The following is a 14,637-nucleotide window of genomic DNA, read 5'->3' as shown; positions in this document are numbered from 1 at the left end:
GCATCCGCCACCCGGCGGGTACGGCCACAACGGGGTGTGGGGGCAAACCGGTGTTTGCGCCCACACTCCGTTTTTGTCTTCCGTAATGGGATAATCGAGGAATCATGTCTGAAACCGAAACAGTTAACGTCTCCGCCCGTCGGGGCCGGCCCGGCTACGACCAGGACTCCGTGCTGGCGATCGCGGTGGAGCTTTTCAACCTCCACGGCTATGACGCCACCAGCATGGGCAAGCTCGCCGACCGGCTGGGGATCAGCAAGTCCGCGATTTACCATCACGTGCCCTCCAAGGAGGACCTGCTGCGCCTGGCCCTGGATGAGGCCCTGATCCCGCTGGAGGCGGTGGTCGAGGACGAGCACACCCACGGGCGCAGCGCCGACGAGCGCCTGGAATACTTCCTGCGCGCCACCGTGCGGATCCTGGTTGCCAAGCGCTCCTATGTCACCCTGCTGCTGCGCCTGCGCGGCAACACCGCCCTGGAACGCGCTGCCCTGGAGCGCCGCCGCGCGGTGGACCGCAAGCTGGCAGAACTGGTGACCCTGGCCCAGCAGGAAGGCTCCCTGCGCCAGGACCTGGAGCCACGCACCACCGCCCGCCTGCTGTTCGGCATGATCAACTCGGTCGTCGACTGGTACCGGGAGGATGGTGTGATCACCGCCGCAGGCCTGGAGCAGCACGCGATTTCCATGGTCTTTGACGGGCTGCACGTCCAGCGCCCCTAGCGCCCCGGGGTGCCAGCTCCCGGGTGGCCGGCTGAGATTGCTTCACAGGTTTCAGATATAGCATCGTGAAGGTGCATGGTGATGCGCTGGGCCCGGTCCCGGACCGGGTGATCCTCCGTGCCCCGCCGGCAGGCAGCGCCCGCCGACCCCTATCATTGCCGAACTAGCTAAGTAGTGTCGTGGAAGAACTATTCTTTAATCTTTTCTCGCAGCTGCCGGGCACCCAGTCCGGGACCCAGGTTGCCCTGTTTTCGCTCAGCGCCCTGCTCTCGGTGATTGCCTGCCTGCTGCTGGCGCACCGCAACGACCTGGGCTGGTGGGCACAGATGCTCTCGGTCTTCGCCGGGCCGCTGGTCATTGCCCTGCAGTACGACCTGAAGCTGCTGATCTACGCGCTGCCCTACTTCATCCTCGCGGCCTTCGGGCTGTGGCGCTTCTCCCGCTATGAATTCCAGGGAAAGTTCACCCGGAAGGTCACCCTGGGCACGTTTGGTCCCGGCGCCTGGGCGCTGAGCGTCGTCCTGGTGGCGGTGCTCACCGCGCTGCACCTGGGTGAGATGCTCACCAGCGGTTTTGCCTTTACCGCCGGCACCTCGGTGATCTGGGTCAGTTTCCTGGCCGAGGCGCTGGTGATCACCTCCTTCGTCCTGATCGCCTGCGGCTGGCGTCCGGGCTGGCTGCTCATGGCCCTTGGCTCGCTGGCCTACGTGGTGGCGATCTTCAGCAACAACCCGGCCCTAGCCCTGCTGGGTACCTGGGTGTTCATGGTCCTGGCCTCGCTCTACGGCTGGTGGGCATGGCGCAAGCTGCCGCGGCGCACCGACGCTGCCGCCGAGGCCGCGCTGGAGAGCCAACCCTAGCCGTTAGCGCCCAGGGAAAGAACTCCCCGTCGGAACCTGCTGCCCCTTGGGGGCGGCGGTTCTGGCGGGGAGTTCTTTGCATCAGCTCGTTGCGGATTCACCGCACCGCGGAAGACCAAAGCCCAGCGGCCCGCCACCGGCGCATGATGTGCCGGCGGCGGGCCACTGGGTGGCTGCCCCAGTTGGGCAGCCGGACCGGGGAACTAGTCGGTCCAGTTGGCGTAGGTGGAATTCTGCTTTTCGACCAGGGTCAGCACATCGTAGGTGGCCACGATCTCGTCATTCTGGTTGTGCAGCACCGCATCCCAGGCCACTTCCCCGTACTCGTCGGTGACGCGCGGGGTGATCCTCTTGGCGGTCAGGGTCACCCGAATCGAGTCCCCCGCCCCCACCGGGGTGATGAAGCGCAGGTTCTCCAACCCGTAGTTGGCCAGCACCGGCCCCGGCGCCGGTTCCACGAACAGTCCCGCGGCCCAGGAGACCAGCAGGTAGCCGTGGGCCACGATGCCCGGGAAGAACGGGTTGGCTTCGGCGGCCTTCTGGTTCGTGTGCGCGTAGAAGGTGTCCCCGGTTTCATTGGCGAAAGCGGTGATCTCCGCCAAGGTCACCTCCCGCAGGTCCGAGGCCAGCGCATCACCGATGCGCAGCTCGGCCAGCGACTTGCGGAACGGGTGCACATTGCCTGGCTGCGCCCCGTATTTGGCGCTGCCGGCGATCTGCCGGTCCGCCCCCGTGTGCCAGACCCCGGTCAGCGCGGTCAGCATGTTCGGCGAGCCCTGCACGGCGGTGCGCTGCATGTGGTGCATCACCGAGCGGATGCCGCCCAGCTCCTCGCCGCCGCCGGCGCGTCCCGGCCCGCCGTGGACCAGGTGCGGCACCGGGGATCCGTGTCCGGTGGAGGTGCGGGCGGTTTCCCGGTTCAGGATGTGCACGCGCCCGTGGTGGGCGGCGATGCCCAGGGTCAGGGCACGCATCGCCTCTGGGTCATTGGTGCACACCGTGGCCACCAGGCTGCCGGCGCCCTGCGCGGCCAGCTCCACCGCCTCATCCAGGCTGCGGTACCCGACCACGGAGGAGACCGGGCCGAACGCCTCACGCGAGTGCAGGATCGGGTTGGCCGGATCGGACCAGCGCAGCACCACCGGGGCCATGAACGCCCCGTCCTGAGCGATCTCGGTTCGTTCGCCGCTGGTGCGCACCCGCGGGGCATCCAGCGAGCCATAGGCCAGCTCGCCACCGGCGTCCAGCATGTCCTGCACCGCCTGGCGCACGTCGCGCAGCTGATCCAGGGAGGCCAGCGCGCCCATGGTCACGCCCTCCACGCGCGGATCGCCGATCACGGTGCGGGCCTCGATGCGCTCGCCGACGGCCTTGATGACGGCGTCAACCAGCTGCTCGGGCACGATGCTGCGGCGGATGGCGGTGCACTTCTGCCCGGCCTTGCTGGTCATCTCGCTGACCACGGCCTTGACGAAGGCGTTGAACTCCTCGGTGCCCTCGACCGCGTCCGGGCCGAGGATTGCGGCGTTCAGCGAGTCGGTTTCCGAGGTGAACTTCACCCCGCCATCCACCACGTTGCGGTGGGCCTTGAGCTTGTTGGCGGTCGCGGCCGACCCGGTGAAGGCCACCATGTCCCGGTAGTCCATGTGGTCCAGCAGATCCCGGGCCGAACCGGAAAGCAGCTGCAGCGAGCCGTCGGGCAGGAGTCCGGAGTCCAGCATCATGCGCACCACGGCCTCGGAGAGGTAACCGGTGGGGCTGGCGGGCTTGACTATGGTCGGGACCCCGGCGATGAAGGCCGGGGCGAACTTTTCCAGCATTCCCCAGACCGGGAAGTTGAACGCGTTGATCTGCACGGTCACCCCGGCCATGGGAGTGAAGATGTGGGTGCCGATGAAGGACCCGTCCTTGCTCAGCGGCTCGGTGGGCCCATCCAGGATCACATTGGAGTTGGGCAGTTCACGCCGCCCCTTGGAGGAGAAGGTGAACAGCACCCCGATGCCGCCATCGATGTCGACCATCGAGTCGATCTTCGTGGCACCGGTGCGGTAGGAGATCTCGTAGAGCTCTTCGCGGCGCTCGTTCAGGTAGAGCGCCAATTCCTTGAGCTTCAGGGCGCGCTGGTGCAGCGAGAGACCGGACAGTTCACGCTGTCCCACGGTGCGTCCGTAGTCCAGTGCGCCGGCCACGTCCAGCGCTCCGGCGCTGACGGTGGCAACGGGCTGGCCGGTGTTCGCATCGAGCACCTGCGTGCCGCCCTCGGCCTGCGGGCTGATCCATTCTCCGGCGATGAAACTAGGCACCACAGTGGCTTGGGCAGTCGACATCGACACAATTCCTTCCTGAACGATCGGTCAGTATTAGGATTAAGAGTAACAGTATTGCGTGATAGCCAACACTTTGAAAGGTCCGCCATGTCACAGAATGCGCCCCGCGCCACCCCTGCGCCCGGCTCGCCGCAACCCGAGGCGCAGGAGCCCTGGACGATCGAACTGGGCGAGCTGGATCAGAAGATGGGCGTGCGGATCATCGAGGAATCCGTGCAGCGCGTCGTGGGGCGCATGCCGGTGGCCGGCAACACCCAGTCCTTCGGCCTGCTGCACGGCGGGGCCTCGCTGGCCGTGGGCGAGGCGGTGGGCTCCTGGGCCGCCGTGAAGTTCGCCTCGACCTTCGGCAAGGTGGTGGTCGGCGTGGATGTCAATGCCACCCATCACCGCTCGGCCACCGGCGGCGAGGTGACCATCACCGCCACCCCGATCAAACTGGGGCGACGGCTCACCAGCCACGAGGTCATCATCACCGATGATCAGGACCGCCGGATCTGCACCCTGCGCATCACCAACCTGGTGGTGGACAGACCCGCCCACTAGACGCCTCTCGCCAATGGCCGGGGCGCCGGCGGCGGTTAGCGGCCAGGACGGGAGTCCGCCTGGGCCTGCGACACCACCTGGCGCAGCCGCTGCACCGTGGCTTCGGACAGGCCCAGGCGGAGCAGGAACTCCTGCGGATCACCCACCCAGCGCATGAACTCCTTGAGCGCCGCGGCCCGGCTGGCGAGGATCGGAGCCAGTTTTCCGTCGGGCAGGTGGCTTTCGTGCGGGTGGCGGTACCCGCTGACCCGGTGCCATTCATTGATGCCGCGGGTCGCCAGGGCGTCCTGCTCCAACACCTCATCGCCACGCCCGGCCAGGGCCAGCAGCAGGCTGGCCACCAATCCGGTGCGGTCCCGGCCCGCCGAGCAGTGCAACACCACCCCACCCTCGCCCGCGGCAAGCTCGGTGAAGACCTCCCGCAGCCGGTGGGGAAACTCCTCGCACACCAGGCGATACATCGACGGGTGGTTCATGTACGGAACGGCCACGGCCGCGAACCGCTCATTACCGGCATCCTCCAGGGGCAGGTTGACCACCCGGATGCCCTCCAGCGCATCGGGACGCACCCGCGGGTCCAGTGCCCGGGCCTTGTTTTCCCCGGGATTGCGCAGATCCAGCACCCGCCGCACGCCGGACTCCCGCAGCTGCCGCCAGCCGGCCTCGGTCAGCCATTCGCGCCGGCCCATCCGGTAGACCGAGCCGGCAATGCGCCGGGCATTGACCGATCCATCCCACGTTACATCCCCGGCGCCGCGCCGGTAGGTCCCTGGTTCCATCATGCTCCCATTGCACCACAACGCCGCCTCAGGCTACGCTATGAACTGATTGAGTTTCATCAATCGGTATTTGTTCCAAGGAGGGATCCCGATGGCTGTTCTGACTTCACCCCATGCCCCGTCCCGTCTTTCCAAGGACCGATTGTGTATCACTCTTCTGCCACAAACCGATTAGACCCCACCGCCGAACCTTTTGAACCCACCCGCCGCCGGCAGCGGCGCTGGGATGAATCCGGCCCGGAACCGCTGCCCGCCAGCCAACGCCACTCCACCTGGACCGGCATTGAGAAGGGTGCGCGCGGCCCGCGCCCGTATCCTTCCTGGCTGATCGAGGAGGCGGCCGCCATCGACACCGAGCTGGGCTTGATCAAGTCCGGCAAGGAGGCCGAGGTGCATCTGCTGGAACGCGCCACCGAGCAGCGGCGGGTCCTGCTGGCCGCCAAACGCTACCGCGCCAGCGAACACCGGCAGTTCACCCGCTCCCAGGCCTACAGCGAGGGCCGCGCCGCACGGCGTTCACGGGATAACCGCGCGGTGAGCAACAATTCCAGCTACGGCCGCCAGGTCGCCGCCGGACAATGGGCCGCCGCCGAATTCCACTACCTCACCCTTTGCCACCAGGCCGGGATCCCGGTTCCCTACCCGGTGCAGATCGATGGGACCGAGCTGCTGTTGGAATTCATCAGCGACCCGCAACACCCGCAGCTGGCGGCCCCGCGCCTGCAGCAGCTGCGCCGGGACGATGAGCGGCTGCCGCAGCTGTGGGACCAAGCCGTGCGGATCCTGGAGGGGTTCGCGGCGGCCGGCCTGGCCCATGGGGACCTGTCGGCCTACAACCTCCTGGTCGCCGGCCGGCGCCTGGTGGTGATCGACGTGCCGCAGTGCGTGGATTTGGCCGGCAACGCCAATGGCCTGGATTACCTGCACCGGGACTGCGTGAATCTGTGCGCCTGGTTCGCTTCGAAGAACCTGGAGCGTGATCCGGACGCGCTGTTCACCAGCCTGCTGGCGGTGATGTTCAGCTAAATCCGGCTCGCGGGCACCGGTTAAGCGCCGCAGGGGCGTGCCGCCGTAGGCAGCACGCCCCTGGTGGACCGTTTCCGGTGTCCTGGGCTCTTCTAGTCCTGGGACCAGTCGTAGAACCCCTGGCCGCTCTTGCGTCCCAGCTTGCCCTCGGCCACCAGCTCACGCAGGATCTGCGGCGGCTCGAAGCGCTCCCCCAGTTCCTGATGCAGGTATTCGGCAATGCCCAGGCGCACGTCCAGGCCGACAATGTCGGTGGTCTTCAGCGGCCCGGTCGGGTGCTTGTAGCCCAGCACCATGGCGTTGTCGATGTCCTCGGCGCTGGCCACGCCCTCCTGGACCATGCGCATCGCCTCCAGGGCGATGGCCACTCCCAGGCGGGAGGAGGCGAAGCCGGGGGCGTCATTGACCACCACTGCGGTCTTGCCCAGGGCGGCAACCCAGCCGCGGGCCTGGTCCACCAGTTCGGCGTCGGTCTGCTTGCCGATCACCACCTCGATCAGCGTCGAGGCCGGGACCGGGTTGAAGAAGTGCAGGCCCAGGAAGCGGGAGGGGCGGGACAGCTCTCCGGCCAGCCCGGAGACCGAAAGGCTGGAGGTGTTCGAGGCCAGCACCGCCGTGGGCGCCAGGACCTTTTCCACACCCTGCAGCGAGGAAACCTTCAGGTCCCAGATTTCCGGGACGGCCTCGACCACCAGCTGGCAGTCGGCAAACTGCTGGTAGTCGGTGCCCACGCTCAGCCGGGCCCCGAGCTGCTCACGGGTTTCGGACAGGGTGCCGCGGGCCAGTGACTTGTCCACCGAACCCATGACGCGTTCGCGGGCGGCGGCCGCCGAGGCCTCGTCGCGTTCAATGACGCGCACCTGGGCGCCGCTGATCAAAAATGCATGGGCGATGCCGGCGCCCATGCGCCCGCCGCCCAGCACGCCTACTGTTGCCGGAAGGGAATTGCTCATCGTCGCCTACTTCTTCTTTCGATCCAAAAACGCCTGCATGCGGTTAAACTTGGCCGGGGACTCAAAGAGCATCCCCTGGGCCAGGGTGTCGATCACCGGGTGCACCTCACGCGGGGTGTGGAACACGGCCTTGGTGATCCGCACCGCCAACGGGTCCTGGGCGCAAATCCTGTCGGCGAGCGCGTCCGCCGCGGCCTGCAGCTGCTGCGGGGCATGCAGTTCGGTGATCAGCCCGGCCTGCAGGCACTGGCTGCCGGTGAGCACCTTGCCGGCCAGCAGGATCTCCTTGGCCATCGGTTCACCTACCAGTTCCTTCAGCCGCCAGGTGGCCCCGGCGGCGGCCATGATTCCCAGGTTGGTTTCCGGGTTGCCCATGCGCAGCGCCTCGGTGCCGATGCGGAAGTCCGCCGCGTAGGCCAATTCCGCTCCCCCGCCCAGGGCGTAGCCATCCAGTGCCGCGATGACCGGCATCGGCAGCTTGGCGATCCGGTCAAAGATGGTGGAGTTGATCCCGGCCAGCGCATCATCACGCCGGCGTTCGCGCAGCTGGGCGATGTCTGCTCCGGAGGCGAAGATTCCCTTGACGCCCTTGGGGTGCTCTTCGCTGGGTTCCTGGCCGGGGGTACCGGCCAGGATCAGCACCTTCGGGGTGGCCTCCAGGTGGCTGCACACCGCGTGCAGCTCATCGACCATCACCTGGTCGATGGCGTTGCGCACCTTGGGTCGGTGCAGGCGCACCCACAGCCGGTCCTCGCGCTCGCTGATCTGTAAGGTGGTGAAGTCTGTGGCATTCAGGCTCACTGGGACTAGACCCCCTCAACCAAAAGCGCGGTGCCCTGTCCCACGCCCACGCACATCGTGGCCACGCCAAGCTTGCGCCCGGTTCCGCTCAGTTCGCGTTCCATGCGTCCCAGCAGGGTGATCACGATGCGCGAACCGCTGGAACCCAGCGGGTGGCCCAGGGCGATGGCCCCGCCGTCGTTGTTCACGATTCCGGCGTCCACGCCCAGTTCGCGCATGCTGGCCAGGGACTGGGAGGCGAAGGCCTCGTTGATTTCCATGGCTCCCAGCTCATCGATGCCGATTCCGGCGCGCTCGAGCACCTTGTTGGTGGCCGGCACCGGGCCCATGCCCATGATTTGTGGGGCCAGGCCGGCGGCCTGGCCGTCGATGATGCGGGCGCGCGGGGTCAGCCCGAAGCGTTCGATGGCCCGTTCGGAGACGACCAGGATCGCCGAGGCGCCGTCGTTCAGGGAGGAGGCGTTGCCGGCGGTGACCACGCTGCCGCCCTTGACCACCGGACGCAGCCCGGCCAGCGCGTCCAGGGAGGTTTCGGGGCGGGGCCCTTCGTCGGTGTCCACCACGTGTTCGCCCTTGCGGGTCTTGACGCTCACCGGCACGATTTCCTCGGCAAAGCGCCCGGCCTGGATCGCGGCGATGGCCTTCTGGTGGGACTGGTAGGCGAATTCGTCGCAGTCCTCGCGGGAGATGTTGTATACCCGGGCCACTTCCTCGGCCGTCTCGGGCATGGAGTAGGTGGCCTTGCCCTCGCGGGCCAGTTCCCCGGAGAGGAACCGCGGGTTGGTAAAGCGCCAGCCGATGGAGGTGTCGAAAGTGGCGCCGGGCTTGGCGAAGGCCTTGGTCGGCTTTTCCATGACCCACGGGGCGCGGGACATTGATTCCACCCCGCCGGCGACGACGATGTCCGCCGCACCGGCCTTGATCATGTGGCTGGCCATGGTGATGGCGCTCATGCCCGAGGCGCACAGCCGATTGACGGTGATGCCCGGTACGGTATCCGGGTACCCGGCCAGCAGCCAGGCCATGCGGGCCACGTTGCGGTTTTCCTCCCCGGCACCGTTGGCGTTGCCGTAGATGACCTCATCCACGGCCGAGGGGTCGATCCCGGCCTGTTCGATGACGCTGCGAATCGTCAGCGCCGCCATGTCATCCGGACGCACCGAACTCAGCGCTCCTCCGTAGCGGCCCACGGGCGTGCGCGCGCCACCGACCAAAAATGCCTCGGTCATGAAAACTCCTTTGTCTGCTGGCCCGATGCGCCCCGCCCGCCGTGCGGGCCGGACGCTGGGAATGCCGGACCGGACAGGGGCGGGAAACGCCCCTGAATACTTACCGACCATTCGTTCACTATTAGAATCCCATTGTGCCAATGTGGTGGTCAAGAACGCGAATGTGAACCAAGCAACAGTATAGGGCTAGTTAGTGAGGTCAGACGGGGTTTATCTGAATCCACAGGCAAAGAATTCCATGTCAAAGCCTTGATATCTTCCGCAACGCCAAGTAGTCTCTTCTGCTTGACCGACTCTGGACCTGATTCCAGATCGTGGACCGTTACCAAGGCCGTGCCGCGGGCACCGGTTTTGGGCATCCGGTCGACGGAAAGCTGAACGACGACGGAGCAGTAATGCCACCGGTAAGCAGCCAACCAGATAACTCCGATAATTCACCACATTTCACTCCCGATCTGGACCTGGACATTGGCCCAGACATGAACACTGCCGCCGGGCGCAGCGAGATCCGCAAGGCCACGGCCGCATCGGCGATGGGTAACCTGACCGAGTGGTTCGACTACGGCATCTACGCCGTGGCGGTCACCTACATTACTGCCCACTTCTTCCCCTCCGAGGGCGGCACCCTGATGGCCCTGGCCACCTTCGCCCTCTCCTTCCTGGTGCGCCCGCTGGGCGGGCTGGTGTGGGGCCCGCTGGGCGACAAGCTGGGCCGCAAGAAAATCCTGGCCCTGACCATCCTGATGATGTCCGGGGCAACCTTCCTGATCGGTGCGCTGCCGACCTTCCAGCAGGTGGGCGTGCTGGCACCGGTCCTGCTGGTGCTGCTGCGCATGATCCAGGGATTCTCCACCGGCGGCGAGTACGGCGGGGCGGCGACCTTCATGGCCGAATACGCCCCGGACCGCAAGCGCGGCTTCTTCGGCTCCTTCCTGGAATTCGGCACCCTGGGCGGCTTCGCCCTGGGTACTGCCGTGATGCTGGGCATGCAGCTGCTGCTGTCCGAGGACGCCATGATGGCATGGGGCTGGCGCATCCCGTTCTTCCTGGCCCTGCCCATGGGCCTGGTCGGGCTGTACCTGCGTAACAAGATCGAGGACACCCCGGTATTCCAGGAGCTGGAGGAGGCCGGCGAGGTCGAGCAGGGCAGCTCGCTGAAAGAACTGGTCAGCGAATACTGGCGCCCCATGCTGGTGATGACCGGCCTGGTCATCGCGCTGAACGTGGTCAACTACACCCTGCTGACCTACATGCCCACCTACCTGGAACAGCAGCTGGGGCTGAGCTCCAACGCCTCGCTGGCGGTCATCCTGATTGGTGAGGTCGCCATGATGGGCGTGATCCCGTTTGCCGGTTCCCTTTCCGACAAGGTGGGCCGCAAGCCGATGTGGTACACCTCGGTGATTGGCCTGTTCGTGTTGGCCCTGCCGATGTTCTGGCTGATGGGCCAAAGCTTCGCCTGGGCGATCGTGGCCTTCGCAGTGCTGGGCCTGCTCTACATCCCGCAGCTGGCCACCATCACCGCCACCTTCCCGGCGATGTTCCCCTCCCAGGTGCGCTTCGCCGGGTTCGCGATCACCTACAACGTGGCCACCGCCATCTTTGGCGGCACCGCGGCGATGGCCAACGAGGCGCTCATTGACGCCACCGGGTTCCTGCTGATTCCGGCGGTGTACATGATGGCCGCCTGTCTCATCGGCATGGTCGCCATCCGCTTCATGCCCGAAACCGCCGGCGCTTCGCTGCGCGGCACCGAGATCCCCGATGCCCTGGACACCGGCATCCTGGCCCAGGTGCCGCCGCGCACCGAAACCCAGGCCTAGGCGCCCACCGGGCCTCCGGCCCACTGGACGACCACGCCCCATGCAGGGCGAGCCGCGGGGTGGGAACACGACTGCTTGATCGTGTTCCCACCCCGCGGCTGTGTTGTTTGGCCCCGCCGCCCCGCACCGTGCGCGACACACGCCGAGCCCCGCGCGAGATGCCCGCGCGGCGGTGAAGGGACTAGCATGCATAGGGTGAGTAGCCATAATAATTCCGCCCTGCCCGAGCAGGTTTCCGACATCTTTGACGCCCAGCGCTGGCGTGAGGTTGAAGGGTTCGACTTCACCGACATCACCTATCACCGCCAGGTGGAGCGTGACGCCAATGCGGCGGTGGTCCGTGACCTGCCCACCGTGCGCATCGCCTTCAACCGCCCCGAGGTGCGCAACGCCTTCCGCCCGCATACCGTTGATGAGCTCTACCGGGCCATGGATCATGCGCGGATGACCAGTGACGTGGCAACGGTCCTGCTCACCGGCAACGGCCCCTCCCCCAAGGACGGCGGGCATTCCTTCTGCTCCGGCGGGGACCAGCGCATCCGCGGCCGCGACGGCTACCGCTACGCCGAAGGTGAGACCCGGGAATCCATCGACCCGGCCCGCGCCGGGCGGCTGCACATCCTTGAGGTCCAGCGCCTGATGCGCACCATGCCCAAGGTGGTCATTGCCGTGGTTAACGGCTGGGCGGCCGGTGGCGGGCATTCGCTGCACGTGGTCTCGGACCTGAGCATCGCCTCCAAGCAGCACGGCAAGTTCAAGCAGACCGACGCCACCGTGGGTTCCTTCGACGCCGGCTATGGTTCGGCGTTGCTGGCCCGCCAGGTGGGGCAGAAGGCGGCCCGCGAAATCTTCTTCCTGGCCCGCGAATACTCGGCCGAGGACATGGTGCGCATGGGCGCGGTCAACGAGGCGGTGGAGCACGAGCAGCTCGAAGAGGTGGCCCTGCAGTACGCCGCCGACATTGCCCGCCAGTCCCCGCAGGCCCTGCGCATGCTCAAGTTCGCCTTCAACCTGGCCGATGACGGGCTGGCCGGCCAACAGGTCTTCGCCGGGGAGGCGACCCGCATGGCCTACATGACCGATGAGGCGGTGGAGGGACGCGACGCCTTCCTGGGCAAGCGCGAACCGAACTGGGCCGACTACCCGTACTACTTCTAGGGCCGGACCAGGCAATGCAACCGAACTCGCTGCACGAGCAGGTGCACACCGCACTGTCCCGGGCCATCAATGAAGGCGGCCCGGCCATTGAGGTGGTCGCCGACGCCGGGACGCCCGAAGGCGCCCGCGTGGAGTACCTGCAGCCCCAGCAGCTGCCGGGATTCACCGATCCGCTGCTGGTGGTGCGCACCTCCGGCTCCACCGGGCGGGCCAAGCGCACGGTGCTGTCCACCGCGGCGATGGCCGCCAGTTCACAGGCCACCGCCGAGTTCCTGGGGCTGCAGGGCCAGTGGCTGCTGGCCCTGCCGGTGCACTACATCGCCGGGCTGAGCGTGCTGACCCGTTCCCTGTTTGCCGGCACCACCCCGGTGGCCATGGAAACGAACGGCGGGTTCAGCGCCCAGAAGTTCACCGAGGCCGCCGAGCAGCTCACCGAGGCCAACAAGCTCACCTCCCTGGTGCCCACCCAGTTGGCCCGGCTGCTGGATAACCCGGCGCCGCGCACCGTCGCGGCCCTGAAGTCCCTTGACGCGATCCTGCTCGGCGGGGCACGGGCCAGCCGTGACCTGCTCACCGCCGCCCGGCACCTGGGGCTGAAGATCTTCCAGACCTACGGGTCCTCGGAGACCGCCGGCGGGCTGGTCTACAACGGCACCGCCCTGCCCGGGGTGAGCCTGCGGGAGGAAAACGGGCGGATTCTGGTCAGCGGCCCGATGCTGGCCGACGGATATCTTTCCGATCCACAGGCCACCGCCCGGCACTTTGTGCTGCGCGAGGGCCGGCGCTGGTACCTGACCGATGACCTGGGCAGCATTGAGAACAACAAGCTGCAGATCCACGGCCGGGTGGATGACGTCATCAATACCGGTGGAATCAAGCTCTCGGCCGGGCAGGTGGAGGGGCTGCTGGATGAGTTCTTTGACCAGTGCCTGGTGGTTCCGGTGCCCGACGGGCAGTGGGGCCAGGCGGTGGGTCTGGCGTTCAGCGGCCCCAGCGACACCGCCCCGGCGTTCGAGGCGGTGCGGCGCACCTTCGGAGCCCCGGCCGTGCCCAAGCGGGTGCGCCACTACCCGCAGGGCCTGCCGCTGCTGCCCAACGGGAAGGTCAACCGCCGGCTGGTGATTGAGCAGCTCTCCGCCATGTGACCCAGCCCCATGGATTCGCGTCGAATGGGTTTTCGGGCGAGAATAGAGGGTCAGTCTTCCCTTCCCGAAAGGAATCCCCCGTGGCCTCCATCTCCCAGTGGGTTGCCGGAGCGCGTCTGCGCACCCTGCCGATCGTCATCGCCCCGGTGGTGATCGGAACGGCGGCCGCGGCCGGCGCTGCCGGTGAAGTGCACTGGGTTCGGGCCCTGCTGGCGCTGCTGGTCGGCCTGCTGCTGCAGGTCGGGGTGAACTATTCCAATGACTACTCCGACGGCATCCGCGGCACGGACGCGGACCGGGTCGGCCCGCTGCGGCTGACCGGCTCGGGGGCCGCCGAACCCCGGCAGGTGCGCAACGCGGCCTTCGGATGCTTCGGGCTGGCCGCCCTGGCCGGGCTGGTGCTGGTGATCATCTCCGCCTCCTGGCCGCTGCTGCTGGTCGGGGTGGCGGCGATTTTCGCCGCCTGGGGCTACACCGGTGGACGCAACCCCTACGGCTACCGCGGCTGGGGTGACGTGTACGTATTCATCTTCTTCGGCCTGGTGGCGACCATGGGCACCACCTACACCCAGATCGGGCGGATCACCGAAGCCTCACTGATCGGGGCGGTGGGCACCGGCCTGATCGGCACCGCCCTGCTGATGGCCAACAACGTGCGGGACATCGCCACCGACAAGCCGGCGGGCAAACTAACCCTGGCGGTGCGCCTGGGCGACCAGTTGGCCCGCATCAGCTATGTGGCCATGGTGGCGGTCGCCATCATCCTGCCGGTGCTGCTGACCACCACCTACCCGTGGATGTGGCTGATCCTGGCCACCGCATTGGTGGCCATCCGCCCGTGCTGGCTGATGCTGCGCCAGCCGGACGCGTCCCGGCTGGTCCCGGTGCTGAAACAGACCGGGATCCTGAACCTGGCCTACGCCCTGCTGTTCACCCTGGCCATCGTGCTGCAGCTGCTGGGCTAGCAGCACCGGGCGTGACGCCCTGGGCTACTGGCCGTCGTGGCGCTGCTGTTCGTCGAAGGCGTCCTCGACGTCCTCATCGGCCCGCTGCTTCGGGGTCTTGCGGCTGCTGGTGCGGGAAAAGAGCCGCTGCACATCCGCCCCGGCGGCCAGCCGAAGCTTGTTGAAGAACAGGTAGGTGACCGCAAAGGCGATGATCAGCCCGATCAGCGCGGCAACAAAGATCGGCCAGCCCATCAGCTGCCAGAGCGCGAAGAAAACGATGAGGAAGATCCCCAGGCGGAGCACGGAGTATTTTAGAAACTGCAC

Annotated in this window: 14 protein-coding genes; 8 read left to right on the top strand and 6 right to left on the bottom strand. The window is 67.1% G+C overall.

Translation table 11 applies throughout. From position 1 onward, the window contains the following. Positions 1-104 precede the first annotated feature (104 nt). Together FDN03_RS11035 and FDN03_RS11030 are read left to right on the top strand one after the other, a co-directional pair. Entirely contained in the window at positions 105-722 is a 618-nt protein-coding gene (locus tag FDN03_RS11035; RefSeq protein WP_138176982.1) for a TetR/AcrR family transcriptional regulator, read from the top strand. 179 nt (positions 723-901) lie between these two features. After that, positions 902-1,582, top strand: a complete 681-nt coding sequence (locus FDN03_RS11030) for a nicotinamide mononucleotide transporter (protein ID WP_138176979.1) — start codon at positions 902-904, stop codon at positions 1,580-1,582. A 203-nt stretch (positions 1,583-1,785) separates the two neighbouring features. Here the strand turns inward: FDN03_RS11030 and paaZ are convergent, their stop codons facing one another. Next, positions 1,786-3,909 carry a phenylacetic acid degradation bifunctional protein PaaZ gene (paaZ, locus tag FDN03_RS11025; RefSeq protein WP_171021220.1) on the bottom strand — a complete coding sequence of 708 codons (2,124 nt, stop codon included), beginning with the start codon at positions 3,907-3,909 and terminating at the stop codon, positions 1,786-1,788. A gap of 186 nt (positions 3,910-4,095) precedes the next feature. Between paaZ and FDN03_RS11020 the strand changes: the two genes are divergently transcribed. Further along, the gene (locus FDN03_RS11020) at positions 4,096-4,452 is read left to right on the top strand and encodes a hotdog fold thioesterase (protein ID WP_249354546.1); all 357 of its coding nucleotides are present in this window, start codon (positions 4,096-4,098) and stop codon (positions 4,450-4,452) included. Between the two features lie 35 nt (positions 4,453-4,487). Here FDN03_RS11020 and FDN03_RS11015 read toward each other — a convergent pair whose 3' ends face one another. Then, positions 4,488-5,234 (bottom strand): tyrosine-protein phosphatase, encoded by a 747-nt coding sequence (locus FDN03_RS11015; protein ID WP_249354515.1) that lies wholly within the window; start codon positions 5,232-5,234, stop codon positions 4,488-4,490. 141 nt (positions 5,235-5,375) lie between these two features. Here FDN03_RS11015 and FDN03_RS11010 point away from each other — a divergent pair, with 141 nt between their 5' ends. Continuing rightward, the gene (locus tag FDN03_RS11010; protein ID WP_212743902.1) at positions 5,376-6,257 is read left to right on the top strand and encodes an RIO1 family regulatory kinase/ATPase; all 882 of its coding nucleotides are present in this window, start codon (positions 5,376-5,378) and stop codon (positions 6,255-6,257) included. A gap of 92 nt (positions 6,258-6,349) precedes the next feature. On the opposite strand, the gene FDN03_RS11005 is transcribed toward FDN03_RS11010, so the two are convergent. The 3 genes from FDN03_RS11005 to FDN03_RS10995 are packed head-to-tail and all read right to left on the bottom strand — an operon-like array spanning position 6,350 to position 9,240. Continuing rightward, positions 6,350-7,210: a 3-hydroxyacyl-CoA dehydrogenase family protein gene (locus tag FDN03_RS11005; protein WP_138176970.1), complete on the bottom strand. Its 861-nt coding sequence runs from the start codon at positions 7,208-7,210 to the stop codon at positions 6,350-6,352. 6 nt (positions 7,211-7,216) lie between these two features. Then, positions 7,217-8,011 carry an enoyl-CoA hydratase/isomerase family protein gene (locus FDN03_RS11000; RefSeq protein ID WP_138176967.1) on the bottom strand — a complete coding sequence of 265 codons (795 nt, stop codon included), beginning with the start codon at positions 8,009-8,011 and terminating at the stop codon, positions 7,217-7,219. A gap of 5 nt (positions 8,012-8,016) precedes the next feature. Beyond that, positions 8,017-9,240, bottom strand: coding sequence for an acetyl-CoA C-acyltransferase (locus tag FDN03_RS10995; protein WP_138176964.1), 1,224 nt, complete (start codon positions 9,238-9,240; stop codon positions 8,017-8,019). 395 nt (positions 9,241-9,635) lie between these two features. On the opposite strand from FDN03_RS10995, the gene FDN03_RS10990 reads away from it, so the two are divergent. From FDN03_RS10990 to FDN03_RS10975, 4 genes are all read left to right on the top strand, one after another. Beyond that, entirely contained in the window at positions 9,636-11,063 is a 1,428-nt protein-coding gene (locus FDN03_RS10990) for an MFS transporter (RefSeq protein ID WP_054821644.1), read from the top strand. A 186-nt stretch (positions 11,064-11,249) separates the two neighbouring features. Beyond that, the gene (locus FDN03_RS10985; protein ID WP_138176961.1) at positions 11,250-12,221 is read left to right on the top strand and encodes a 1,4-dihydroxy-2-naphthoyl-CoA synthase; all 972 of its coding nucleotides are present in this window, start codon (positions 11,250-11,252) and stop codon (positions 12,219-12,221) included. A gap of 14 nt (positions 12,222-12,235) precedes the next feature. Then, positions 12,236-13,366 carry an AMP-binding protein gene (locus FDN03_RS10980; RefSeq protein ID WP_138176959.1) on the top strand — a complete coding sequence of 377 codons (1,131 nt, stop codon included), beginning with the start codon at positions 12,236-12,238 and terminating at the stop codon, positions 13,364-13,366. An 80-nt stretch (positions 13,367-13,446) separates the two neighbouring features. Next, positions 13,447-14,331, top strand: a complete 885-nt coding sequence (locus tag FDN03_RS10975; RefSeq protein WP_138176956.1) for a 1,4-dihydroxy-2-naphthoate polyprenyltransferase — start codon at positions 13,447-13,449, stop codon at positions 14,329-14,331. Positions 14,332-14,355: 24 nt separating this feature from the next. Here FDN03_RS10975 and FDN03_RS10970 read toward each other — a convergent pair whose 3' ends face one another. Beyond that, a complete protein-coding gene (locus FDN03_RS10970; protein ID WP_138176953.1) occupies positions 14,356-14,637 on the bottom strand; it encodes a DUF4229 domain-containing protein in 282 nt (93 codons plus the stop codon).

Origin of the sequence: Glutamicibacter sp. V16R2B1 (genome assembly GCF_005774635.1) — a bacterium.
Lineage (GTDB): Bacteria > Actinomycetota > Actinomycetes > Actinomycetales > Micrococcaceae > Glutamicibacter > Glutamicibacter creatinolyticus.
The sequence above is the reverse complement of the archived record's forward strand: the minus strand, read 5'-3'. Positions and strand labels throughout refer to the sequence as shown.

Bases quoted from the DNA above. Each gene is read 5' to 3' on its own strand.
- FDN03_RS11035 (WP_138176982.1), top strand. From the start codon at position 105: ATGTCTGAAACCGAAACAGTTAACGTCTCCGCCCGTCGGGGCCGGCCC.
- paaZ (WP_171021220.1), bottom strand. From the start codon at position 3,909: ATGTCGACTGCCCAAGCCACTGTGGTGCCTAGTTTCATCGCCGGAGAA.
- FDN03_RS11020 (WP_249354546.1), top strand. From the start codon at position 4,096: ATGGGCGTGCGGATCATCGAGGAATCCGTGCAGCGCGTCGTGGGGCGC.
- FDN03_RS11015 (WP_249354515.1), bottom strand. From the start codon at position 5,234: ATGATGGAACCAGGGACCTACCGGCGCGGCGCCGGGGATGTAACGTGG.
- FDN03_RS11005 (WP_138176970.1), bottom strand. From the start codon at position 7,210: ATGAGCAATTCCCTTCCGGCAACAGTAGGCGTGCTGGGCGGCGGGCGC.
- FDN03_RS10995 (WP_138176964.1), bottom strand. From the start codon at position 9,240: ATGACCGAGGCATTTTTGGTCGGTGGCGCGCGCACGCCCGTGGGCCGC.
- FDN03_RS10990 (WP_054821644.1), top strand. From the start codon at position 9,636: ATGCCACCGGTAAGCAGCCAACCAGATAACTCCGATAATTCACCACAT.
- FDN03_RS10985 (WP_138176961.1), top strand. From the start codon at position 11,250: ATGCATAGGGTGAGTAGCCATAATAATTCCGCCCTGCCCGAGCAGGTT.
- FDN03_RS10980 (WP_138176959.1), top strand. From the start codon at position 12,236: ATGCAACCGAACTCGCTGCACGAGCAGGTGCACACCGCACTGTCCCGG.